This window comes from Mucilaginibacter sp. PPCGB 2223 (assembly GCF_001705515.1).
In the GTDB taxonomy this organism is placed as follows: domain Bacteria; phylum Bacteroidota; class Bacteroidia; order Sphingobacteriales; family Sphingobacteriaceae; genus Mucilaginibacter.
This window is the reverse complement of record NZ_MDJS01000005.1, coordinates 382,548-405,491: the sequence shown is the minus strand read 5'-3', so window position 1 is coordinate 405,491 and position 22,944 is coordinate 382,548. Positions and strand designations below refer to the sequence as shown.

Genomic DNA, 22,944 nt, shown 5'->3' with positions numbered 1-22,944 from the left:
TCCTCCAGCTCAAAATCCTCCTCCGGGTAATCCATCGGCAAGTTATCCAGGCTTCGGTCAACAACTGCAGTTGCTGCTACTTCTTCCGTCTTTCCGACTTCCGGACTTTCGTACATCGGACTATCTTCCTCTTGATACTTGATACTTGCTACTTGATACTTCCCAACTCCCGAAACACCATAAAACCCCAAGTGCCTCGCTATCTTATCCAGCGCGCTCATCTTATTATGCAGCTTGATCTTACTTTGCATCCCCACCCGGTAGCCCTCACCGTCCTGTATCTCCGTAATATCATAACTGGCAATGGCTGCTTTCTCGTCCACCGTCAGTTCGTTCATCCGTTTCAGGCAGGCATATTCGTCGTAATAATTGCCCATATTGCTGAAGGCTATCTTTGATAGTTCCCGCAATATCATATCATGCGTAATTTCCAGCCGCCGGCTGCGCCGGTTCATCGCCTCTTTTAAATAATGCTGAATTTTAGGCACATGCAGCAGTGCGCCTTTCCTGCTCGTGTTCTCGCTGTAACCGCTGTTGATGGCAGCCTTAAAAGCGTTAAAATGGGTCAGGTACTCATCGCAAAAGCGCTGCTGCTGGTGCGTGAGTTTGCCATAAAGTTCGTTTGTTTCGTCTGTGTTCATCGGGATTGTCTATTTAAGTTTGATTATTACTATTGTAATGTAAAATCTTAAATATACGGAAAATTTAGAGAATTAACAAGATTAATTTATTACAAAACGAATCAACCATTGCCACCATGGCATTGCGGGACGAAGCAATCTCTCAGGATAGTCTATGTGCCAAGTCTCAAACGGCCATCTTTACTGGCGCAAGTTTAAGGGCTGGTGGTGCGGTGGGTTAACTTGTGTCTAAAGAGAAGGCACAAGTACACTGCGCTCATTTGCCTGCGCTGCATACTTGCGCCAGAGGGGGGTTCATCAAGAATGAAGGGGCCGGAAAGTTGAATAATTGAGGAAGTGTTGAGAAAAAACTAACTTTTTTATTTGGACCCAATTTAAAAACTAATTAGATTAGCAAGGTGATTATTGTTTTCAATCTTCAACCTAATTCCTATTTTTATGGACAGAGAGTTTACCAACAGGGCGTACACATATGAAAATATAACTCTTTCATTAGTATGTGATTCCGACCAATTGGATTTGTTTGAAAGAGACCTATTAATGAATAACACACCGTTAAAATACCCGAGACGATCCAAGCGTACCATTGCAAATAATGTATATCAATTAGATGAGCCAAATGAAGCAGTATCTAATAAGATGCAAAAAGTACTAAGCAAGAATACGAATATTGAACAAATAATTGAACAGGAATTAATTATTGCGCAAATAAAATATGCTCGTCCTCAGCAACTTATTGAAACAGTGGAAGGAAGTCCTGACTTTGTTGTCCCCCGATATAAGATAGCAATCTTTTGTGATGGAGACTTTTGGCACGGCCACAATTTTGACCAAACTAGAATCAAATCCAATAGCGATTTTTGGACCGCTAAAATTGAAAGGAATATCGTTAGAGATGAAGAAGTTACATATTATCTAAAAAACAAAGATTGGCAAGTTTTTAGATTCTGGGAACACGAGATAAAAAAAGATTCAAGAGGCTGTATAGATAAAATAAAAACCTATATCAAGGCCGTAGAATCTGATACTCAGAGCAAATTTACTTTTGTTGATCTATTTGCTGGTATTGGGGGCTTCAGAATTCCATTAGAAGAGTTGGGGGGGAAATGCCTTGGTTTTTCAGAAATAGATAAACCAGCAACTGAAGTTTATAAATCTAACTTTTTTGGATTTAATAATGATGAAGAACTAGAACTTGGGGATATTACAAAATTAGGTAAACTCCCATTTGACAATTTAGATTTGCTTGTTGGAGGGGTTCCTTGCCAAGCTTGGTCGGTTGCTGGAAAAATGCGCGGTTTTGATGATCCGAGAGGGAAGTTGTGGCTAGATACTATCAGAGTGGTTTCATTAAACAAACCCAAGGCTTTTATTTTTGAAAACGTTAAGGGTTTGATCGATCCTAGAAATAAGAGTAGTCTTAATTTAATTATTGATAGTTTGGAACGTGAGGGATATAAAGTTAAATTCAAGCTATTGAATTCTTATGATTTTGGACTCCCGCAGAATAGAGACAGAATATTTATAGTTGGATTTCGAAATGATTTTAAAGACAATTTTGTGAAATTTGACTTCCCTGAACCGACAAAAGAAAAGCTTTTGCTTAATGATATTATAGACGGGGTTCAGAAATATAAAACTAAAACCAAAAAACAATTTGACCCGTCCGAGCTTTTCGGAGAGAAGATACCGGTTGGGAGAAATCGATTCCAAAACAACAATCACTTAAACGACTTTTTTGTGTTTTGCGACACAAGAAATGGACACACCACAATCCATTCTTGGGATATCATTAAAACAACAGAACGAGAGAAAGAAGTATGCTTAACTATATTAAAAAACAGAAGAAAGAAAATTTACGGTCCACTGGACGGCAACCCGTTAAGTTTTGAATCATTGGGTAAATTGATTCATAACTTAAAGGAATCCGAATTAAGCAAGCTTGTAAACAAAAAAATCTTAAGATATGTTGCTGACTTGGGATATGAATTCGTAAACAGCAAAAATTCAGCAGGAATCAATGGCATATATAGGATTTACTTACCTCACTCCAAAATATTCTCAACATTAACGGCCACCGGTACAAAAGACATGATTGCGTTAGAAGACGTTGAGGGTAATAATGTTAAAGAATATAAAGAGAATTTTATAAATAATATCGTAAAAAGGAAATTTTATAAAACCATTTCACCAAAAGAGGCCGGAAAACTTCAAGGATTTCCTAATTGGTTTGCATTTCATAAAGACGAAAACTTAGCAAAGAAGCAATTTGGCAATGCGGTTTCTACTTCTGTTATAAAAAACTTGGCGACCTCATTACTTAAAACGGGTTTTCTTAACATATAACGTTTAAATCATATTTCTGAGGTGGTTGTTAAGAGGGAAGTAACTCTTGTCATATTGTTTGTGGAATTAAACATCTATTATTGTAAAAAATAATTGATGGGAAAGCTTAAATGGATTACTGACGAGGATATAATTCGCGCAGTTGAAAGTATATTGATTACGGCAAAAAAAGCCAAATCGGACGCAACTAAAAATTTTGCAAAAAATGTTGTCGATCCATTTTCAGCAATTTTTGAAATGGCTGGCTTTAATCTAACTTTTGATGGCTGGCTAGTAACAGAAGAGGCGCGACAGGCACAAAAGACTCTTCAAAACTTCATTGGAGAATTTCATCAAACCATTCTTGGGTCTTGTGATGGCTGGGAAGACAAAAAGCGAGGCAATATAGTTGATCTAACTAGCGAAAAATATAAGGTTGTTGCCGAAATTAAGAATAAACACAATACAATCTCCGGTGGGAAATTGGCTGATTTGTACTGGTCGCTGGAATCTGCCGTAATGAATAAGACAAGCATATATAAGAGCTACACGGCTTATTATGTTGCGATAATACCGAAAACCTCAAAAAGATTTAATAGACTTTTTACTCCATCTGATAAGGAAAAAGGACAAAGATGTCCGGCCAATGTATTGGTTCGAGAGATAGATGGAGCAAGTTTTTATGAATTAGTAACAGGCGATAAGTATGCGTTACAAGATTTATATAAAATTCTTCCTGCTGTTATCGAAGAAGTCTCTTCAATAGATTCACTTGATCGTGAGAAATTAATAAAACTATTTAATATAGCTTATGAGTAGCCCCGCTACCGCAAGCGTCCCGCTTGTAGTAAATTAGGACAAGATGGTGCAGCGCTCCGCATGTATCTCATTGGTACAACACCCCAACCCCGCAACGCCTTAACTAATAAAATCCTGCACAGTAACCGTTAACGGCACATAAGTAGTATGCCCGGGCCCCTGAAAGGTTAGAAAATGATGGCTCGGGTTGCCGGCGCTCGACCGGACGAAAGTATTTTCGTGGCCAAAATTCCTGGTTTTAGCTTCGATACTTACCTGCGAAATGAGGACGATTTGGGGAGCTGCCCAGTGTTTTTTACCGGGTGACAGCGTAGGGGAAATTTGCATTCGGAATGTTCTTGGTAAAGATAAAAGTAATTATCGCAAATCAAAGCGGGTGCGTAACAGGCATTTGCGTTAGGGATAGCAGTGCCCGCCTGCCGGACAGGCAGGGATATCGGCCGCGCGTGGGTTCGGGGCCGGCCGCGCCTAATGCCTGCAGGCGTATGAACGGATAGCCCGGGCCGCAGGCAACGCCCGCTACCGCAAGCGTCCCCCGGCTTGTGGTACGTAGATATGTCAGTTCGACCCCTCAGTTTGCGTTAGCGGTAGTAGCGGATACCGGCCACGCGGCTAAGGCCTGCGCAGTATGAGCGGATGACGCGGCCCGGAGGGAAACGCCCTTATTTAAGCTAAAAGCCGGAAGCATAAAGCCGAAAGCTAAAAAACCTGCATCGCCGCTCTGTACCGCATAGAGATTGCTTTGTCCCCCGCAATGACGCGTAGAGAACCTGCATGGCCCCTCTGTAAGTCGGGGATTATGGATTTAATAATTTGTTTTTTGACGGTATCCATGAGCTTGCTACCGCTCGGTTGTCTTAGTACCTCGCAATGACGCTTTGAGAAATAGCAGCAAATATTTAGTATCAAGCAGCACAACAAAAGGAAAATACTTGATACCTGCTACTTGCGGCTTGCTACTGAATCCACGGGAAATTTACACTGAATCAATAATTTAATAATACAATTACCATGGGCGATAGTAATTTAATGATAAATTAAGCGTACCTTTGCGGCAAATTTAAGACGCGCATTTCCATGCAAAAAATAAGAAACATAGCGATCATCGCTCACGTCGACCACGGTAAAACCACCCTGGTTGATAAAATTCTGCACAGTTGCTCAATATTTCGCGATAACGAGCAAACCGGCGAACTGATACTGGATAACAACGACCTGGAGCGCGAGCGCGGGATCACCATCGTATCGAAAAACGTTTCGGTGCGCTATAAAGATGTCAAGATCAACATTATCGATACCCCGGGCCACGCCGACTTTGGCGGCGAGGTGGAGCGCGTATTGAAAATGGCCGACGGTGTGCTGCTGCTGTGCGACGCCTTTGAAGGCGCGATGCCGCAAACACGTTTCGTAACGCAAAAAGCATTGTCGCTTGGGTTGAAGCCGATCGTGGTGGTCAACAAGGTCGACAAGGAAAACTGCCGCCCCGAAGAGGTGTACGAGCAGATATTCGAGTTGTTCTTCAACCTCGAGGCTACCGAAGAGCAGCTGGATTTCCCGGTGATCTACGGTTCGTCGAAACAGGGCTGGATGAGCGCCGACTGGAAAAAACCGACGACCGATATCTTCCCGCTGATGGATGCTATTTTGGAGAATATACCACCTGCGCCACAGGTTGAGGGAACGCTGCAAATGCAGATCACCTCGCTGGATTATTCGTCGTTCGTTGGCCGTATCGCTATCGGCCGTGTGGCCCGCGGCACCATTAAAGAAAACATGCCAGTTTCGCTGGTAAAGCGCGATGGCACCATCCAAAAATCGAGGATCAAAGAACTCTATACTTTCGAAGGTTTAGGCAAGGTGAAAGCTACCGAAGTGAGCAGCGGCGATATTTGCGCGGTTGTAGGCATCGAAGGTTTTGATATTGGCGATACCATTGCCGATTTTGAGAACCCCGAGCAACTGGCCGTTATCAAGATCGACGAGCCGACCATGAACATGCTGTTCACCATCAACAACTCGCCTTTCTTTGGTAAAGAGGGCAAGTTTGTAACCTCGCGCCACCTGCGCGACCGCCTGCACAAAGAGATGGAGAAAAACCTGGCGCTCAAGGTTGTGGAAACCGAGTCGCCTGATTCGTACCTGGTGTACGGCCGTGGTATCCTGCACCTGTCGGTACTGATCGAAACCATGCGCCGCGAAGGTTACGAAATACAGGTAGGCCAGCCGCAGGTGATCATCAAACAAATCGATGGCGTAAAATGCGAGCCGGTTGAGACGCTGATCGTAGATGTACCGGGCGAGGTTGCCGGTAAGGTGATCGAGCTGGTTACTCAACGTAAAGGCGACCTATTGGTAATGGAGCCTAAAGGCGATTTACAACACTTAGAATTTGACATCCCTGCACGCGGTATCATCGGCTTACGTAACAACGTACTGACCGCTACCGGCGGCGAGGCCATTATGGCGCACCGCTTCAAGGCGTACGAGCCATGGAAGGGTACTATCCCCGGCCGTTCGAACGGTGTACTGATCTCGATGGACAAAGGCGCTACCACAGCTTACGCGATCGACAAGCTGCAGGACAGGGGCCGTTTCTTTGTCGACCCGGGTGTGGATATTTACGAAGGCCAGATACTGGGCGAGCACATCCGCGATAACGACCTGGTGATCAACGTAACCAAAGGCAAGCAGTTAACCAACATGCGCGCTTCGGGCAGCGATGATAACGTGCGTATAGCCCCAGCCATCAAATTCTCGCTGGAGGAAGCGATGGAGTACATCCAGGCCGACGAGTACATCGAGGTTACCCCGGTAAGCATGCGTTTACGCAAAATATACTTAACCGAAAACGAGCGTAAGGTAAACGCCAAAAAGTTTGTAACGGCGTAATTGCATTGAAACATCATATATAAAAGAGGCAGGTTTAGACCTGCCTTTTTAATTTCGTAAATATTATCTTTGACCTATAACCTAAACCAATGGCTGCCAAAAGGTATTTATATCTGTTTTTAAAACTTGTTGCCTTGGTAACATGCTTAAGTTTCATGATATCATGCGGCAAAACGGCATCTTCCGACGGAGGTGGCGATAACACAGCTTCGGTTCCCGATAGTACCGGCATGGGTATGATAGCTTACTATCCTTTTAATAACAGCCCCAATGACACGACGGGGAACGGCCATAATGGCTTTAAATCTAACGTCACTTCGGTTCCGGATAGAAATGGTAAGGCAAATTCGGCTTACAGTTTTAGAGGAGGTGCCAGTTATTTCAGTATCCCCGATAGTGCTCCACTACGCTTAAGCAATACCGACTTTACGATAAATGTGTGGATAGTTGTGTTAGGATTTGACGCAACAGACTACACCAACGAGGTTGTCATCGTAAAACGTGGATCTAACAGCGGCATTGGTTGGAATTATAGTTTCAAGAATGTTTCCTCGCAATCGCAAAGTTATGGGCTAACTTCATTTGAGGCATTGGGTGGTGGAGGCTCTGTTGCAATCGGATCGAGGCCCATCAATTCAAATACATGGTATATGTTGACGACCACCTACACCTACAAAAATAATACGCTGCGTTTTTATGTAAATGGCGCCTTGGATAACGTTATCACTGGTGTACCGATGCCATCAGCATCTGCCGATGCACCTATATACATTGGACGAGAAGACCCCCGGGTAGTTAATCCTGCAAGACCTTTCGATCCCTTCAATACTTTGAGTGCCTTCCTGGATGACCTCCGTATTTACGGACGTGCTTTATCTGTTGCGCAGATTAAAAAACTTTTTGCCGCTACCAATTAAGAGATCTAATAAGTTCAGAGCATTTTAAAAGCTGGATAAAACGAGTATTTTCGAATTGCTGAAAAGTTTGTAACAGCTTATTTTCGAATTGAAGCATTTACCCCCAAAGAGGCAAGCTTAGGCTTGCCTCTTTGGGGGTAAACATAATAATATTGTTACCCCTGCTTTTGTTGGCATAATAAGTAATATCTTTGGTATATATTAACTTACGTTTTATGAAATTTTTTACTGCAAGAAATATCGCGTTACTATCGGTATTTGCTGTTTTGGGTATGATGGCTTCCTGCAAAAAAGGCAGCAACACCGGCCCGGTTGAAGAGGTCGACAGCCTTAAAGTTGGTTTAATAGCGTATTATCCGTTTAATAACAGCGGGGTTGATGAATCGGGCAATGGCAATCATGGCTTTGTAAACAACATTACCTCAACCAGCGACAGGAATGGCAAAGCCAATGCGGCTTATTATTTTGATGGTTCGACCAGCAACATCCGTGTTCCGGACAATCAGGCCCTGCGCTTAAGCAATACCGATTATACCATCAACACCTGGGAAAAAATAGACAGCTATGGCCCAACCTATGGCAGCATCATCCTGAGCAAAAGAGGCAACGGCAGTACCAACGGATGGAACTACGGTATACACGGTTACGTTGCCAGCAATAATGCAGTACTTGGCCAAACAACCATGCAGATATCCGGCGGGCTCGATATCACCGCAACGGGTGTAAAAACGCTCAATACAGGCACCTGGTATATGCTTACAACCGTTTACAGCGTATCAAAACACCAGATCACTTATTATATCAATGGCGTCCTCGATAATGTGGTAAGTAACATTCCTTCGCCAAACGCAGCCACAACAGTTGATATGTTTATTGGTTCGGATAATCCGGCAGTGACTTCTTCGGGATATTATTTCAAGGGATCTTTGGATGACATGCGTATCTATGGCAGGGCTTTAACCCAGGCTCAGATTCAGAAGCTGTATATCCTAACTTATTAACAGCATAGCCCGAAATAAAGCATTTTCATAAGCTGAATAAAACCAGTATTTTCGCGTTGCCAAAATCGAAACAGCTGCTGGCTGTGCTTTGGCGATAAAAGATTTTCATGGGATTTTTCAGGATATTTAAACCAATAGTATTACCGCTTAAGCGCCGCCGGGATATTTTCAGGCTGTTGCGCGCCGTGCGTAAACCCGATGTAAAGATCGTGGTAGGAGCTTCGGATATCTTCGACAAGGGTTGGGTGCCTACCGATATGGAGTTCCTCAACCTGCTTAAAGAGGGCGACTGGAAGAATTATTTCAAACCCGATATGATATCGACTATTTTGGCTGAACATGTTTGGGAACATTTGACACCCGAACAGGGCGAACTGGCGGCAAAACATTGCTTTAAATATTTAAAACATGGCGGCCACCTGCGAATCGCCATACCCGACGGTAATCATCCAAAACCCGAGTACATCGAACACGTACGTGTTGGAGGAACCGGACCGGGAGCTTACGATCATAAAGTATTGTATACTTATAAAACACTCACCGCCATGTTGCAGCGCGTTGGTTTCGAAGTAAAACTATTGGAGTACTTCGACGAGAACGGCCGATTTCATGAAACGCCATGGAAAACAGAAGACGGTTTTATACACCGCTCAAAATATCACGACAAACGCAACGCCGGTGGCGAATTGAACTATACCTCGTTGATCGCTGATGCTGTAAAACCCTAAGCCGCTTCCGAAATGAACAATGATGAAAGGTTAAACCCATCGATATTTAATACCCGGTATGTACACTTAACGCATTTGCGGGATGCGACACTAAAGACGGTACAGCAACTAACCGCAAATGATAAAAACCTGTTATTGGTGGATTTTGGCTGCGGTAACATGCCGTATCGCGAGGTAATCAAACCGATGGTCGGTAAATACGAAGGCGTCGACCTGGACATGAACCCCAGGGCCGATCATCATATCGGTTTCGACAGCAAAACTACCCTGCCCGATAATTATTGCGATATTATCCTGTCGAACCAGGTATTGGAGCATGTCGATTCACCATCGGGCTATTTGCAGGAAGCTCTGCGCATACTTAAACCAGGCGGCTCTATCATCTGCACTACCCACGGTTATTGGTTCTACCATCCCACGCCTAATGATTACTGGCGGTGGACGAGTGCCGGCCTGCGAAAAACCATCGAAGATGAAGGTTTCAGGATCACTTCTTTTTTTGGTATCATGGGATTGGCGGCAAGCGGATTGCAACTTTTCCAGGATGCCATCATCAGCAAACTGCCCAAATTTTTAATACCGCCTTTTGCGTTGGTTATGCAGGGCCTTATCGCTCTTTTCAATAAAATAAACAACCAGGAGCAGCGTAACCGCGATGCTTCGTTATATGTTGTGCTGGCACAAAAGCCGCTTTAATAAAGTGCCATGAAGCCGATTAACCTGTGTATCATCAAACCCAACAAACAAACCTTTTCCGAAACGTTTGTGCAGGAGCATATCAATCGTTTGCCCGGCAATAAAAAAGTTTTGTACGGCGGTGTTTTCCCGGTTTATGATCACGAAGATAAATTCCTGATCAAATCAAAATGGGGGTTGTTAAGCTACCTCATCCAAAAAAAGATCTTCAAAAAACAAGCGATAGCGGTTCGGACGAACGCCTTGGTGGCCTATCTCAAAAAAGAAGAAATCGATGCGGTTTTTGTTGAATACGGTATGGTCGGCGCCATGGTTACCGAAGCTTGCCGTTTAGCCGGGGTGCCGCTGATCATCCATTTTCATGGCGCAGATGTCCACCATCGCAAAACGGTCGAAACATATTTTGATTTATACCAGGAAGCATTTAAATATGCGAGCGCCTTTATTTCGGTATCGGTTGATATGATCGGCGCGCTGATAGAACTTGGCGCACCCGCCGAAAAGATACACCTGGCTTCCTGCGGTGTCGACACCGAAGCGTTCCCGCAATTGGACATATCGGGTACCGCCAGGAATTTTTTATCCGTGGGACGCTTCGTCGAAAAAAAATCACCTGCATCTGTGGTGAAGGCGTTTAAAATCGTTGCTGATCAGCTCCCCGATGCCAAATTATGGATGGTGGGCGAAGGCCCGCTGTTTGAAGAAACAAAAGCCCAGGTATCGCAACTGGGGCTTGGCGAAAAGATCAATCTCACAGGGCCACTGCCCAGCGATGGTATTAAAAAATTATTCGGCCAGACACGGTGCTTTGTACAACATTCGGTAACAGCAGCTAATGGCGATAAGGAGGGTACACCCGTTACCATACTCGAAGCCGGCTCTTCCGGCCTGCCAATAGTCAGCACATTCCATACCGGTATTAAACAAGCCGTAATACACGAAAAAACCGGATATTTGGTGCCCGAACACGATATTGAAGGAATGGCCGCTCATATGATCAAAATAGCGCAGGACCTGCCATTGGCCATAGCGCTTGGCAATGCCGGCGCGGCGCATGTTCGCCGGAACTATGATATTAAAGACAGAATAAACACACTGACCGAAATAATTTACAAAGCAATACAAAGAGATTAGGATATGATGAAGAAAATGTTCCACGCGATGCTTGATAAAATGGGTTTCGCCCTTATAAAGCCCGATAAAAGGATAGTTGTTGATGGCTTACCTGTTGATTTTGACAAACCGACTGTCGAAACCTACCGCAAAGTAAAGCCCTATACCATGACCTCGGCCGAGCGCATAGCCTCGCTTTGTAACGCGGTGAATTACCTGGTGCAAAATAACATCGCGGGCGACTTTGTTGAATGCGGCGTTTGGCGCGGCGGCAGTACCATGGCCGCTATCGACACCTTGATCAAAGCCGGTGATACCAGCCGTGAAATATACCTGTACGATACCTTCGAAGGCATGTCCGAACCTACAGAAGCCGATAAACTGGCAATGGGTACCGCTGCGAAGGAAATGATGGATACCAGCAGCCGCGAAGACACAACCTCCGTTTGGTGCTATTCGGCGCTCGAAGAGGTTCAGCAAAACGTCGGCAGCCTGAAATACCCTCCCGCCAAAGTGCATTATGTAAAGGGAAAGGTGGAGGATACCATCCCGCATACCCTGCCCGGTAAAATAGCGTTATTGCGTTTGGATACCGACTGGTACGAGTCGACCGCCCACGAGCTGAAACACCTGTATCCTTTATTGGTATCCGGCGGCGTGATCATTATCGACGATTACGGGCATTGGGAAGGGGCGCGTAAAGCCGTCGATGAATATATCGCAGCCGAAAAATTACCGTTATTACTCAACCGCATCGACTATACCGGCCGCATCGGTATCAAATACTAAAGTATAATTAAGAAGCATTTTGGCGACTTTTTAATTTTGACTTTTAACTTTTATACATGGGAATAGTAAAAAAACAGGCCTATAAAAACACGATCGTATCCTACTTTGGTATGGTAGTGGCCTACGTTAATACTATCCTGTTGTTCCCGTTCTTTACCAAAAACGAAGAGTATGGCCTGTACAATTTACTCATCGGCATTTCAGTTTTATACTCGCTGATCGCCTCATTCGGTATCCCGCAGATCATCTCCAGGTATTTTCCTTTTTACCGTACGCCCGACCGGCTGCACAACGGCTTTATGCACTGGACGGCGCTTTTTTCCCTGCTTGGATTCGTGGCCACAACAATCCTCTTTATTGTGCTAAAACCGGCTATTATTCATGCCTATACAGGTGGTAAATCTTCGTTACTGATCGATTATTACTATTACCTGGTGCCCCTGGCCCTGTTTACCGTTTTCTTCAATTTTTTAGAGATGACCGGCCGCATCATTTACCGCACGATTTTTTCGAGCTTTCTGCGTGATGTTCTGGTTCGGCTGATCACAACCGCGTTACTAGGCATGATTGCCCTGGGCTGGATAGATTTTAAACAGTTTATCGCGCTGTATATTGCAAGCTGGGGCCTCATTTGTGTTATTTTACTGATCAATCTCGCGCTCTCGGGCGAGTTTTCTTACCGGGTGAACGATCTTAAATTTGCCGCCATACAAAAAAAGGAGCTCATTAATTATGGCCTGATTACCGTCGTATCGGTATCGGTATACGTATTGCTGCAAAAAGTCGATATCATTATGCTCAGCTCTATCGTTGGCGATGCCAAACAAGGCGTGTACAGCTGGTACTTCAATATCGCAATGGTCATCAGTGTACCGGCTTCGGCATTAAGCCGTACTACTTACCAGATCGTATCCGATGCCTGGAAGGCTAAAGACATGAAAAACATTGCCGATGTCTACAACAAAACCTCGATTGTACAGATGCTGGTAGGGTGCCTGCTGTTTGTGGGCATCATCAGCAACCAGGGCAACCTGCTTCACATCGTTCACGATCCAGAAAAAATAAAAGAGTTTGATATTTTTATCGTTATCGGCCTCGGCTTCCTGGTCGATATCACCGGCGGCCTCAATACTTATATCGTTACCACTTCGCACAAATACCGCCTGGTAACGGTTTGGGTAATCTGCTCGAGTTTGTTGTGTATCGGGCTCAATTATTTTCTCATCCCGCGTTATGGCGGCATGGGCGCGGCAATAGCTTACCTGGCTACCATGGCGGCGCTTAATTTTTGTACCTGGTACTATATTAAAACGAGGTTCCATATGCAGCCTTTTACAAGTAAGCACCTCATTGTGATAGCCATTACGATTGCCAGTTACTTTTTGGGCAAATATTTATGGCAGTTACCTAACGTTTATGCTGATATTATTGTGCGGAGCGGTGTAATAACTGGTTTTTATGGTGTGCTGATCTACCTGTTCAATATCGCTCCCGACGTGAACGAAAAAGTAGATAAAACCCTGGTTAAACTAAAACTACGATCATAATTGATACCTCGTATCAAAAATTTAAATTTGCCCTATGCCCGATAAAAACATCATCAGCGAAAACGTAAAAACCGCCTACAGTTCGTTTTACGAAAAAGATGATAAAGGCTGGCGGCTGCTCGGCGCAAAATACAAGGCGCAACGCATTATCGAAGTAAGCAAGGGGCATACCTTTAACAATGTATTGGAAGTTGGTGCCGGCGATGGCAGCATTTTAAAACTCTTATCCGAAAGCAATTTCGCCAGGGAATATTCCGCCGTCGAAATATCCGAAAGCGGCGTCGGCCGTATCAAAGCGCTGCAGATCAGCAATCTCAAAAGCATACAGGTTTTCGATGGCTATCATTTGCCTTTCGGCGATGACGAGTTCGACCTGGTCATCCTGTCACACGTACTGGAGCATGTGGAGCACGAGCGTATTTTGCTGCGCGAGTTAAGGCGCGTTGCTAAAATGTGCCTCATCGAGGTGCCTAAAGATTATCGCTACGGGGTAGATAAGCGCATCAAACACTTCCTTGCGTACGGGCACATCAACATGTATACCCCAACCTCGCTGCGTTACCTGTTGCTCACCGAAGGGTTCACCATCGCAAAGGATCTGCCGTCGATGATCACGCCCGATGTCAGTCGTTTTTACAAGAAGAAAAGCCTGTTTGCCGGTTTGAAGATATCTGCCGAGTATGCTATCAAGCAGTTGCTTTGCGCCATTGGCGGTAAAAAAACCACCGAGCGCTTTGCCAATTCCTATACCGTACTTTGTGGTAAACAGGCCGAAGCGCCAAAGCTGTTTTAAGAGTGTATAGCCCTGGACTGTAAATTAATAACCGGATTATTTTAAATTTGCCGGGCTGTTTTACCGAAACACCGACACGGCTTAGTTGTTAATACATTTCATCAGTACCCCCGAAAATGCAGAACCCGGCACCCATTGCTTTATTTGTTTACAACAGGCCCGAGCATACCCGCCGCACCCTCAACCACCTGAAAAATAATTTACTGGCCGATGAATCGCGCCTGTACATTTTTTCGGATGCGGCAAAAACCGATGCAGATACAGCCAAGGTCGGCGAGGTAAGGGAGTTGATTAAAGATGTGGAAGGCTTTAAATCGGTAAAGGTGGTGGAGCGGAAAGAGAACCTCGGCCTCGCAAATTCCATTATCGCCGGGGTGACACAACTGGTGAACGAATATGAAAAAGTAATCGTATTTGAAGATGATTTGCTCTCATCGCCCTATACGCTCACTTATTTTAACGAAGCTTTAGATAAATATGCGCATACCGATAAGATAATGCACATCGGTGCGTATATGTACCCCTTGACCGGCAACTTCCTGCCGCAGACTTTTTTTTACCGTGCGGCAACAAGCTGGGGCTGGGCCACCTGGGCACGTGCCTGGAAACATTTTGAGCCGGATGTAGATAAGCTCATTGCCCAGTTCGATCAGAAAAAGATCCTGCAGTTCTCCATCGAAGGCAATATGAATTTCTGGAAACAGGTACAGGAGTTCAAAGCCGGTAAAAACAACTCCTGGGCCATCCGCTGGTATGCCTCGATCTTTTTACGCGGCGGCTTAACGCTTAATCCGTCAAAATCGCTCATCCACAACATCGGTAACGATGGCAGCGGCATTCACTCCAACAAGGAAGATATTTACCAGGTTCCTATTTATAAGGAAGCCATAACCGATTTCCCGGATGTGATAGCAGAAAGCCCGCAGGCGCACCTCGTGATCAAACATTTCCTCAAAAACCGCAAGGGTACGTTGCTGCAAAGGTTGGTGCGGTTTGTAAAGCAGCGGATGGGGAAGTAATCATTTTTTGGATAGATTTTCCAAGTCGTCAATATCTTTCGGTCTACCGGATATCTGTTTTGCCTTTATAAGATCGTTTAAATGGATCGTTCTTATCACCAGACCGCCTTCTTCGAAATAAGCCGATTCTTTGAAACACGAATCAAAATCAAGCCCCTTTACACTAATCATCATATCTATAGCCGTAGGTGGAATACCAAACGTGAAGACTTCCCAGTTAGGATGATGAAGAAAATTTTCTTCATTCATATCAAAAACAGGCATTCCAAATTGTTGAAATGCCTGTTTGATTTTTGTATAGTTCTCATGGGTACGTTCAACCCATATATCCATATCGCCGGTAGTCCTGGAGTAGCCATGTAGTATTACCTAAAAACCACCGACTAAAATATACCGGACATTTTGCTTGTTTAACGCGTCGATAAAATCCCGGAAGTCTTCATTGAATATATTCCCCATCAACTTCTTGATCTGACACTAAACTTTGTTTTATCCATCCTTGGCGGGCTATCTATCGGAAAGTTAAACGCTATGCTATTTAAATAATGAGCTATCCGCAAACGCTCTTTCACAGTAAGGTTTTGATAGTATTCCCTATGATCGGCTGCTTCGGCTGCTGTTTGTGCTTTAAATGCAGTTCTATCCAGTTTAAATTCGCTCATATTCAAAATTAGTAAAATTTCTCTGAAGCCGTTTGGGTGTCCCGACGCCGTTGCTGGTGTTGTCACCAACAACTCCCGCAAGCTACTTCAACTCCTTCATAATCTCTTTTACCGCGGCATCAATCTGCGGGTCCTTATCGGCCAGCCTGTCGGTAAAAGTAGTTTTAATGTAGATATCGGGTTTAACGCCGGTATGTTCAATATCATCGCCGCTCAGCGTAAAGCACCCCCAGGATGGCAGGCGGTAAAAGGATCCATCCACCAAACCTTTGCCGCTGGTAAAAATGATCCAGCGGTAAGTTTCGGTGCCGATGATCTTACCTAAGCCTAACTGTTTAAAACCGGCCGAAGTTACCTCACCATCGCTCAGGGTCTGCTCGTTCACCAGTAAAATAATAGGCTTAGCCGCCGGACTGAAATTTGGCTGCGGGGTTTTCTCGCCGCCCCGGTACTGCCATTGCATATAAGGCTTGCGCGATAAAAAGTTGAGTACGGCATCGTGCACGTTGCCGCCGGTATTGTAGCGCAGGTCGAGTATCAGGGCGTCTTTTTTGTAACCCTCGTCAACCATATCTTCCAAAAAGTTTTGCAGCGAGCCGTCGCCCATGTCTTTCATGTACACGTAGGCAATGCGTTTGTTGCCTTCCTGCTCCACCATCGCTTTGTTGTGTTTGATCCACTCATCGTATAACTGGCCGCGGATATCGTTAGTGGCTTCGGTATGCAGCTTTACGTCGATGTTTTTACCGCCGCGCTCAAAGGTGAGCAGTATCTCCCTGTCGATAGATGGTTTGGTGAAATAATAATCGCGATCCATCTTTTCGTTAACCGGTACGTTGTTTACTTTGATCAGCTTATCTCCGGCCTGTACATCGATACCTTTATGATCGGCCGCGCTGTTCTCCAGGATATGATCGACCACGTAGGGCGAAGTATTGCCGAATACGATGCCGGTTTCCATGGTACGGTAACGCAGGTTCAGGCGCTCTTCCTGCCCGTTGGAGGTAAAGCCCATATGCGATGAGTTGAGCTCGCCCAGCATATCGTTCAGCATCAGGCGCAGGTCGGCACGGTTATTAATATAAGGCACATAGGCCTTATAACGATCGTGCATTTTCTGCCAGTCGATATGATGGAATGTACCATCATAATAGTTTTCTTCCAGGTTGGCCCAGGTCTCGTCGAATATCTGCGCAAACTCTCCCGAAAGGTTACGGTCGAACTTATACGTCACATCGATCTTATCCAGCTTATTGCTTTCGATATTGATGCGGTAAACGTTGCCGCCAAAACTGATATAATATTTTTCGCCGACCGCTGTCATGCTGAAACCGCCGGCATCCGCACCCTCAACCTTATCGGTCTTGGGCCGCTCAAAAGTTTCGAGCGTGGTGCGGTACACCGAGTTACTGCCTCCGTTTTGGTTCGAGGTATAATAGATCAGTGTTTTCTCGCCTTTCTGGATCACAACCGGCCCGTCCTGCTGGCCAAAGCCGCTGCTGATGCGCTCCAAACGGTGCATGATCTCGTCGGTATTGATCGCAATGTCCGAAGGTGCCTTTGGCGCAGGCTGTGCAGCCAGCGGCGCCGGCTTGGTATCCTTCAACGGCGATTTTTTAGTGGTATCCGGTTTTGGCTCCTCTTTAAACAGGTCGTTAAACTTGCTCAGGCGGAAAGCCTCGTCGAATTTCTCGAGCGGCATCCGGTAAATATGTGCGTCCCTCGTGCCAAAGGGGTAGGATGGCTGTGTGCGGGATGTGCTGAAATAAATGTACTTACCATCCGGCGACCAATACGGGTTTACCTCGCTTACGCCGCTGTTGGTGAGGTTAAGGGTTTGCCCGGTTTTAAGATTATGCACAAAAATATCTTCCTCGAAATTACGCTTAGCGGTATACATCAGGTACTCGCCGTTTGGCGAAAAGTACGGCTGCCCGTTCTGGAAACCCCAGAACTCGTCTTTCACGACAGTTTTGCTCACAAAAGTGCTCAGGTCTATCGTACGCAGCTCATCGCGCCCGCTCAGGTAAGCGGCCATGGTACGTTTTTTATTCAGGGTCAGGTCGCGGTTATTGCGCTTGTCGTTGGTTAGTTGTTTCGGGCTGCCGGTACCGTTGGCAGCTATGGTGTACAGGTTTTGATAGCCCTCCAAAGTTTGGTTGTACAGCAGGGTTTTGCTGTCGGCAAGCCATTCTACTTCGAGCACGCGCTCGGCAGAATTACGTTCAAGTTTTTGGATGAATTTCCCGTCTGCATCCGATACAAATAACTCGCCGCGCGAAACAAAGGCCAGTTTCTTACCATCGGGCGAAGCATCAAAGTTTTCGATATTGCCCTGTATGTCGAACTCCTGCTGTTTCGGCAGAACGTTGTTGCGATAAATGTTGATGTTCAGCTTCTCGGTCTTCCTGCCTGCTATATCGTAGGTAAAAAGCTGGTAGTCCTTTTCAAAAATGATCTTTTGCCCGTTCGCGCTTACCGACGGCCGTTTTACCGACGTTGGATAGTTGGTTAAGGCTGTTTTTTTGCCGTTGACGAAAGTGTACAGGTTATACTCGTCGTTACCCTCGTCGGATACGAAGTAGACATTGCCTTGCGCGTCAATCGTGGTCCAAAAATCTTTACCGGCCCAGTCGGTATAACGTTTGTAAGCTTTTGTTTTGGGATTGTACGATTGTATATCGGGGTTATAATCGCCCCTGTAGTGCTTGCGCTGAGCAAAACGGTAGCTTTCCCAGGTATCGCCAAAATACAGTTCGCCGGTTTTGGGATGCTCGGCCGCGCCATGGATAGTGTTAAAATAATTACCGAACAACCGCACCGCCGTGCCGCCATCGATATTTACCTTATACGCGCTGAAGTTGTTATACCGGCCCGAGGTAAAATAAATGCTTTTCGAATCCCAGCTCCACGAATCCACTTCATCATTGGCATCATTATAGGTGAGTTGTTTGATCTCGCCACCGGCAAGCGGCATTACAAACACATCGTTATTGCCATATTGGTTAGCGCTGAACGCGAGCCATTTACCATCCGGCGAAACCCGCGGGTTAGTTTCCTGCCCCTGCATGGCTGTTAAACGTACGGCCGGCGACTGCCCGTTCACGGCAACTTTCCAAAGGTCGCCTTCGTAGCTGAAGATGGCGGTTTGTGCGTCGGGGGTTAAGGTGGGGTAGTCGGCAAAATAAGTGTCGTTGCCTTGAGCCTTGGCGGCAAAAATTGTAAACAGCGAGCCTATAGCAAGTGCGTAAACTTGTTTCATGTTAATTGGGATGAGGTCGTTTTGTAATCTAAAAGCCAGTTAAGCCAGTTGGGTAAATATAATAAATATTTAATTTAATCGGCCTTGCGCGCTTTTAAAACAATATAAGGCGAGAGCGCCTTTGTTTCGACAGGTACAAGTTTGGTGAACAGTTTCCCCGCCAGCCAAATGGATCTTACGATCGATTTTACCAAACCCGTTTGCTGCGCATTGTTCTCCAGCCATACCGAAAAGCGGCCGTGGTAGTACGATTCCACCTCCACCAGCCCAAGCTCTTTACAAACCGAGGCCAGCAGTTGCGGGTTCATGGAGCCGATGTTATGTTTAGCATAATTCTCCGGGTCGTACCGGCGCTGTATCCAGCCGTTAATGCCGGTAAAATTGGGCAGGGTGATAAATAAAGTGCCTTTGGGGTTAAGCAGGGCTACGTGGCGGGCTATGATATCCTTCAGGTCGTTAAAATGCTCTATCAGGCCGAATGAGGATACCAGGTCGTACTTTTTAACCGGCTGGTAAGTAAACAGGTCGGCCTCGATCACAGAGATGTCTTCATATTTCAGGCCGTTCTTTTCGAGTAGTTGTTTGATGAGCCCTTCGTGGATAAAGTAATCGAACAGCGCAGCATCCAGGTTTAGGTACTTTTTGTAGTAAACGGTATAATATCCCGGGAAGCCGCCCAGCTCGACAGCGGTTTTGATATGATTGTCCTCAACCAGTTTTTTAATGATGGCGGTGAAGTGGTAATCGGGTTTTATATAAAATATCAGGTCTTTTTTCGATTCCCAGAAGGCTTTCCAAAAGGCCCTGTCGGTTAAATGCTGTTCCATTAATTTATTGTATTAATTCCCTCCCTTGGGAGAGCCTGTTCCGAATATCGGGAGTTAGGAAGGGGTTTCTGCCTGCGACTACCCCTTCCTCCTCCTTCCCCGAGGAAGGAATCGCGCAATGCCAGCGCTTTTATCTTTTTACTCTTTCTTCTCCAATACCCTTGCCGGGTTACCCACCACGGTACAGTTACCGGGCACACTTTTCACTACGACCGATCCTGCGCCGATGATGACATTATCGCCGATGGTAATATCGCCGATAATACACACATTAGCGCCGATATCTACATTGTTACCGATCCTTGGGCAGGCAGTAAAGGTACCGTCGGCCAGTTTTTTGTGGCCGATGGTGACCGAGTTGCGCAATACAACGTTCTCACCCAGAACCACACCCTGGTTCAAAATCAAAGCCTGGCCGTGGTAAATGATCAAACCCTTGCCTGCGGTTAATTTACGAGGCAGCTCGATGCCCCAAACCCATTCCACAACGTAGCGGTACCACAGCAGGTACGGGTAAAAAATCACCTTCGTAATCATGCTGCGGTTGATAGCCTGCGCCAGCCTGAACAGGAACAACACCAACTGCCCCTTAAAATTCCTGCGGTTGGCTTTACGGTCCTGAAATAAGTAGGCAAACAAGTTCATGGTTGTATTAAAAGGTTAAAGGTACGTTTTAGAAATTAATATCATAGCGATGGGTTTGAAAGCCATCGCTATTAACAGACTCCATTCATATAGAAACTCAAAACAATTTCTAAATTTGGTTGATGCCGCACAGCTACTCTGTTTTATGGATACATCTGATATGGTCGACTAAAAACCGCGAACCCGTAATAACGATGGGTTTGAAACCCATCGTTATTACGGAATCTATACTTATCGCTATACTTGCCTTGTGAAAGTAACACTGATCAATACGTCCGACAGCGGCGGCGGCGCGCCGGTGGCCTGCGTGCGCTTGCTTAAAGCGCTCAAGTCGGATAAGATCGATGTAGCCATGCTCGTTCAGCATAAAAAAACCAATGAACAACATATTACCAGCGCCATCCATAGCTGGTTCGGCAAACAAAAGGCACAAGTCAATTTACTGCGCGAACGCCTGCCGTTTATCTTTTTTTATGAAAGGGACAAGTCGGTACGTTTTGCTTTTTCAACAGGTGATACGGGTAGTTCGATCATGGATGAGCAGCTGGTGGCCGGTGCGGATATCCTGCACCTGCACTGGACTAATTTTGGTTTCCTTTCTATCGATAACCTCAAAGAGCTGGCCCGCTCGGGCAAACCCATCGTTTGGACGCTGCACGATATGTGGTCCTTCACCGGCGGCTGTCATTACGCCGGCACCTGCGATCATTTTAAAAAACAATGCGGCGATTGTTATTTTCTGCGCAACCCGCATCCAAACGACCTTTCCCACTCGGTCTGGAAAGAAAAACTGGCGCTTTTCGCGGATAGGCCTAACATTACTTTTGTAACCTGCAGCAACTGGCTCGCCGGTGAAGCCAAAAAAAGCGCCCTGTTAAACGGTTTCAGGATTGAAGCTATCCCTAATCCTATCGATACAACAGTTTACGCACCAAAGGATAAGGCTGCCGCCCGGAAAAAGCGGGGCATCGGTACCGGTGTTAAACTCATCCTGTTTGGCGCAGCCAATATTATGGACAGGCGCAAGGGCCTTCCCTACCTGGTTGAAGCCCTGAATATCTTAAAGAGCAAACACCCGTCCGATCAGGTTGAGATCGCCATCTTTGGCAAAAACAAACATTTTGATGTAAACCAACTGCCGTTCCCGGTACATCAGTTGGGGTTGATCTCCTCTCAGGCCGACCTGGTGGAGATCTACAGCATGGCCGATATTACGGTGTCGCCATCTGTAGAAGATAACCTGCCTAACATCATTATGGAATCGATGGCCTGCGGTACGCCGGTCGCGGCATTCGATACCGGCGGTATACCCGATCTGATCGATCACCTGCAAAACGGCTATATGGCGTTGTACCGATCGGGCGAGGACCTGGCACGCGGCATCCGCCACATTCTGTTTTCGGCCGATGCCGGCAAAATGTCGACAGCTGCACGCGATAAGGTGACCAGCAAATTCAGTAACGAAAAAGTAGCGGCTCAGTACATTAACGTTTATCAATCCGTTTTAAAATCATGACGGGCTTTACCCCCATATTATCCGTAGTCACCATCGTTTACAATAACGTAAAAGATATCGAGCGCACCATGCTTTCGGTGCTGGGGCAAACCTACCCGCATATTGAGTATATCATCATAGATGGCCTCTCGACCGACGGTACTTTGGATGTTATCGAAAAATACAGGCCGCGCATCACCAAACTGATCAGCGAAAAGGACGAAGGCATTTACGATGCCATGAACAAGGGCATTGCCGCCGCTACCGGCGATTACATCATTTTTATGAACAGCGGCGATGAGTTTTATGACAACGATACCGTAGCGCAGGTTTTTTCATCAGAACCCGGCGCCGATATTTACTACGGCGAAACCGAAATGATCGGCAGCAAAGGCGAAAGCCTGGGCCGCCGCCGCCACAAGGCTCCGAAAACGTTTACCTGGAAAGGCTTCAGATACGGCATGAGCATCAGCCACCAGGCCATTTATGTAAAACGCAGCCTGGCCGAACCGTACGACAGGCAATACCACCTGAGCGCCGATATCGACTGGATCATCCGCGCGGCCAAAAAGGCTAAAAAGATCGTGAACGTAAACCGCTATGTGGCTAAATACCTGGTAGGCGGCATGTCGAAAAAGAAGCACCGGCAGAGCTTGAAGGAGCGTTTTGATATCATGAAAAGGCATTATGGTTTATTGCCGACCTTATTTAATCATGGTGTGATCACTTTTAACTTAAGCTGGTATTATTTAAGGCATAGAAGGACGAATGATTAA

21 protein-coding genes are annotated in these 22,944 nt (G+C 45.8%); 14 read left to right on the top strand and 7 right to left on the bottom strand.

Translation table 11 applies throughout. The annotated features are described in order from the left end of the window. A partial coding sequence (locus tag BEL04_RS23220) for a terminase small subunit (RefSeq protein WP_066008030.1) occupies positions 1 to 641 on the bottom strand: 641 nt, incomplete at its 3' end. Positions 642 to 1,079: 438 nt separating this feature from the next. On the opposite strand from BEL04_RS23220, the gene vsr reads away from it, so the two are divergent. After that, positions 1,080 to 2,987, top strand: coding sequence for a DNA mismatch endonuclease Vsr (vsr, locus tag BEL04_RS23215; protein WP_083228043.1), 1,908 nt, complete (start codon positions 1,080 to 1,082; stop codon positions 2,985 to 2,987). Between the two features lie 96 nt (positions 2,988 to 3,083). Further along, a complete protein-coding gene (locus BEL04_RS23210; RefSeq protein WP_066008028.1) occupies positions 3,084 to 3,785 on the top strand; it encodes an Eco47II family restriction endonuclease in 702 nt (233 codons plus the stop codon). A gap of 99 nt (positions 3,786 to 3,884) precedes the next feature. Here the strand turns inward: BEL04_RS23210 and BEL04_RS23205 are convergent, their stop codons facing one another. Then, a complete protein-coding gene (locus BEL04_RS23205) occupies positions 3,885 to 4,112 on the bottom strand; it encodes a hypothetical protein (RefSeq protein ID WP_066008026.1) in 228 nt (75 codons plus the stop codon). 750 nt (positions 4,113 to 4,862) lie between these two features. Here BEL04_RS23205 and typA point away from each other — a divergent pair. The 10 genes from typA to BEL04_RS23150 all read left to right on the top strand — a co-directional run bounded on the left by typA (position 4,863) and on the right by BEL04_RS23150 (position 15,277). Continuing rightward, positions 4,863 to 6,674 (top strand): translational GTPase TypA, encoded by a 1,812-nt coding sequence (gene typA / locus BEL04_RS23200; protein ID WP_066008025.1) that lies wholly within the window; start codon positions 4,863 to 4,865, stop codon positions 6,672 to 6,674. Positions 6,675 to 6,763: 89 nt separating this feature from the next. Continuing rightward, positions 6,764 to 7,591, top strand: a complete 828-nt coding sequence (locus BEL04_RS23195) for a LamG domain-containing protein (RefSeq protein ID WP_066008023.1) — start codon at positions 6,764 to 6,766, stop codon at positions 7,589 to 7,591. A 215-nt stretch (positions 7,592 to 7,806) separates the two neighbouring features. Continuing rightward, complete coding sequence (locus BEL04_RS23185; RefSeq protein ID WP_139113156.1) at positions 7,807 to 8,592, top strand: LamG domain-containing protein; 786 nt, start codon at positions 7,807 to 7,809, stop codon at positions 8,590 to 8,592. A 107-nt stretch (positions 8,593 to 8,699) separates the two neighbouring features. Beyond that, positions 8,700 to 9,320 (top strand): hypothetical protein, encoded by a 621-nt coding sequence (locus BEL04_RS23180; RefSeq protein ID WP_217493668.1) that lies wholly within the window; start codon positions 8,700 to 8,702, stop codon positions 9,318 to 9,320. A gap of 12 nt (positions 9,321 to 9,332) precedes the next feature. Further along, positions 9,333 to 10,016, top strand: coding sequence for a class I SAM-dependent methyltransferase (locus BEL04_RS23175; protein WP_066008018.1), 684 nt, complete (start codon positions 9,333 to 9,335; stop codon positions 10,014 to 10,016). A 9-nt stretch (positions 10,017 to 10,025) separates the two neighbouring features. Next, positions 10,026 to 11,150 carry a glycosyltransferase gene (locus BEL04_RS23170; RefSeq protein WP_066008016.1) on the top strand — a complete coding sequence of 375 codons (1,125 nt, stop codon included), beginning with the start codon at positions 10,026 to 10,028 and terminating at the stop codon, positions 11,148 to 11,150. 3 nt (positions 11,151 to 11,153) lie between these two features. Then, entirely contained in the window at positions 11,154 to 11,918 is a 765-nt protein-coding gene (locus BEL04_RS23165; RefSeq protein WP_139113155.1) for a TylF/MycF/NovP-related O-methyltransferase, read from the top strand. A gap of 56 nt (positions 11,919 to 11,974) precedes the next feature. Further along, on the top strand, positions 11,975 to 13,465 hold the full coding sequence (locus BEL04_RS23160; RefSeq protein WP_066008014.1) for a polysaccharide biosynthesis C-terminal domain-containing protein: 1,491 nt from the start codon (positions 11,975 to 11,977) through the stop codon (positions 13,463 to 13,465). A 34-nt stretch (positions 13,466 to 13,499) separates the two neighbouring features. Continuing rightward, positions 13,500 to 14,258, top strand: coding sequence for a class I SAM-dependent methyltransferase (locus BEL04_RS23155; RefSeq protein WP_254659622.1), 759 nt, complete (start codon positions 13,500 to 13,502; stop codon positions 14,256 to 14,258). 116 nt (positions 14,259 to 14,374) lie between these two features. Then, positions 14,375 to 15,277, top strand: a complete 903-nt coding sequence (locus BEL04_RS23150) for a glycosyltransferase (protein WP_066008009.1) — start codon at positions 14,375 to 14,377, stop codon at positions 15,275 to 15,277. Here BEL04_RS23150 and BEL04_RS23145 read toward each other — a convergent pair whose 3' ends face one another. The 5 genes from BEL04_RS23145 to BEL04_RS23125 form a co-directional block, all read right to left on the bottom strand. Then, positions 15,278 to 15,610, bottom strand: coding sequence for a hypothetical protein (locus BEL04_RS23145; protein WP_217493667.1), 333 nt, complete (start codon positions 15,608 to 15,610; stop codon positions 15,278 to 15,280). Positions 15,611 to 15,735: 125 nt separating this feature from the next. Further along, positions 15,736 to 15,939 (bottom strand): hypothetical protein, encoded by a 204-nt coding sequence (locus tag BEL04_RS23140; protein WP_217493666.1) that lies wholly within the window; start codon positions 15,937 to 15,939, stop codon positions 15,736 to 15,738. A gap of 82 nt (positions 15,940 to 16,021) precedes the next feature. After that, entirely contained in the window at positions 16,022 to 19,201 is a 3,180-nt protein-coding gene (locus BEL04_RS23135; RefSeq protein WP_066008006.1) for a S41 family peptidase, read from the bottom strand. Positions 19,202 to 19,275: 74 nt separating this feature from the next. Beyond that, positions 19,276 to 20,028, bottom strand: coding sequence for a bifunctional 2-polyprenyl-6-hydroxyphenol methylase/3-demethylubiquinol 3-O-methyltransferase UbiG (locus BEL04_RS23130; RefSeq protein ID WP_066008005.1), 753 nt, complete (start codon positions 20,026 to 20,028; stop codon positions 19,276 to 19,278). A 138-nt stretch (positions 20,029 to 20,166) separates the two neighbouring features. Then, the gene (locus BEL04_RS23125; protein ID WP_066008004.1) at positions 20,167 to 20,673 is read right to left on the bottom strand and encodes a serine acetyltransferase; all 507 of its coding nucleotides are present in this window, start codon (positions 20,671 to 20,673) and stop codon (positions 20,167 to 20,169) included. A gap of 250 nt (positions 20,674 to 20,923) precedes the next feature. Between BEL04_RS23125 and BEL04_RS23120 the strand changes: the two genes are divergently transcribed. Together BEL04_RS23120 and BEL04_RS23115 are read left to right on the top strand one after the other, a co-directional pair. After that, complete coding sequence (locus BEL04_RS23120; protein ID WP_066008003.1) at positions 20,924 to 22,189, top strand: glycosyltransferase; 1,266 nt, start codon at positions 20,924 to 20,926, stop codon at positions 22,187 to 22,189. Further along, positions 22,186 to 22,944, top strand: coding sequence for a glycosyltransferase family 2 protein (locus BEL04_RS23115; RefSeq protein WP_066008002.1), 759 nt, complete (start codon positions 22,186 to 22,188; stop codon positions 22,942 to 22,944). The genes BEL04_RS23120 and BEL04_RS23115 overlap by 4 nt, the downstream gene beginning before the upstream one ends.

Excerpts from the sequence above, each read along its gene's own strand:
- vsr (WP_083228043.1), top strand. The coding sequence starts at position 1,080 with ATGGACAGAGAGTTTACCAACAGGGCGTACACATATGAAAATATAACT.
- BEL04_RS23210 (WP_066008028.1), top strand. The coding sequence starts at position 3,084 with ATGGGAAAGCTTAAATGGATTACTGACGAGGATATAATTCGCGCAGTT.
- BEL04_RS23205 (WP_066008026.1), bottom strand. The coding sequence starts at position 4,112 with ATGCAAATTTCCCCTACGCTGTCACCCGGTAAAAAACACTGGGCAGCT.
- typA (WP_066008025.1), top strand. The coding sequence starts at position 4,863 with ATGCAAAAAATAAGAAACATAGCGATCATCGCTCACGTCGACCACGGT.
- BEL04_RS23195 (WP_066008023.1), top strand. The coding sequence starts at position 6,764 with ATGGCTGCCAAAAGGTATTTATATCTGTTTTTAAAACTTGTTGCCTTG.
- BEL04_RS23185 (WP_139113156.1), top strand. The coding sequence starts at position 7,807 with ATGAAATTTTTTACTGCAAGAAATATCGCGTTACTATCGGTATTTGCT.
- BEL04_RS23180 (WP_217493668.1), top strand. The coding sequence starts at position 8,700 with ATGGGATTTTTCAGGATATTTAAACCAATAGTATTACCGCTTAAGCGC.
- BEL04_RS23175 (WP_066008018.1), top strand. The coding sequence starts at position 9,333 with ATGAACAATGATGAAAGGTTAAACCCATCGATATTTAATACCCGGTAT.
- BEL04_RS23170 (WP_066008016.1), top strand. The coding sequence starts at position 10,026 with ATGAAGCCGATTAACCTGTGTATCATCAAACCCAACAAACAAACCTTT.
- BEL04_RS23165 (WP_139113155.1), top strand. The coding sequence starts at position 11,154 with ATGATGAAGAAAATGTTCCACGCGATGCTTGATAAAATGGGTTTCGCC.
- BEL04_RS23160 (WP_066008014.1), top strand. The coding sequence starts at position 11,975 with ATGGGAATAGTAAAAAAACAGGCCTATAAAAACACGATCGTATCCTAC.
- BEL04_RS23155 (WP_254659622.1), top strand. The coding sequence starts at position 13,500 with ATGCCCGATAAAAACATCATCAGCGAAAACGTAAAAACCGCCTACAGT.
- BEL04_RS23150 (WP_066008009.1), top strand. The coding sequence starts at position 14,375 with ATGCAGAACCCGGCACCCATTGCTTTATTTGTTTACAACAGGCCCGAG.
- BEL04_RS23145 (WP_217493667.1), bottom strand. The coding sequence starts at position 15,610 with ATGGATATATGGGTTGAACGTACCCATGAGAACTATACAAAAATCAAA.
- BEL04_RS23140 (WP_217493666.1), bottom strand. The coding sequence starts at position 15,939 with ATGAGCGAATTTAAACTGGATAGAACTGCATTTAAAGCACAAACAGCA.
- BEL04_RS23135 (WP_066008006.1), bottom strand. The coding sequence starts at position 19,201 with ATGAAACAAGTTTACGCACTTGCTATAGGCTCGCTGTTTACAATTTTT.
- BEL04_RS23130 (WP_066008005.1), bottom strand. The coding sequence starts at position 20,028 with ATGGAACAGCATTTAACCGACAGGGCCTTTTGGAAAGCCTTCTGGGAA.
- BEL04_RS23125 (WP_066008004.1), bottom strand. The coding sequence starts at position 20,673 with ATGAACTTGTTTGCCTACTTATTTCAGGACCGTAAAGCCAACCGCAGG.
- BEL04_RS23115 (WP_066008002.1), top strand. The coding sequence starts at position 22,186 with ATGACGGGCTTTACCCCCATATTATCCGTAGTCACCATCGTTTACAAT.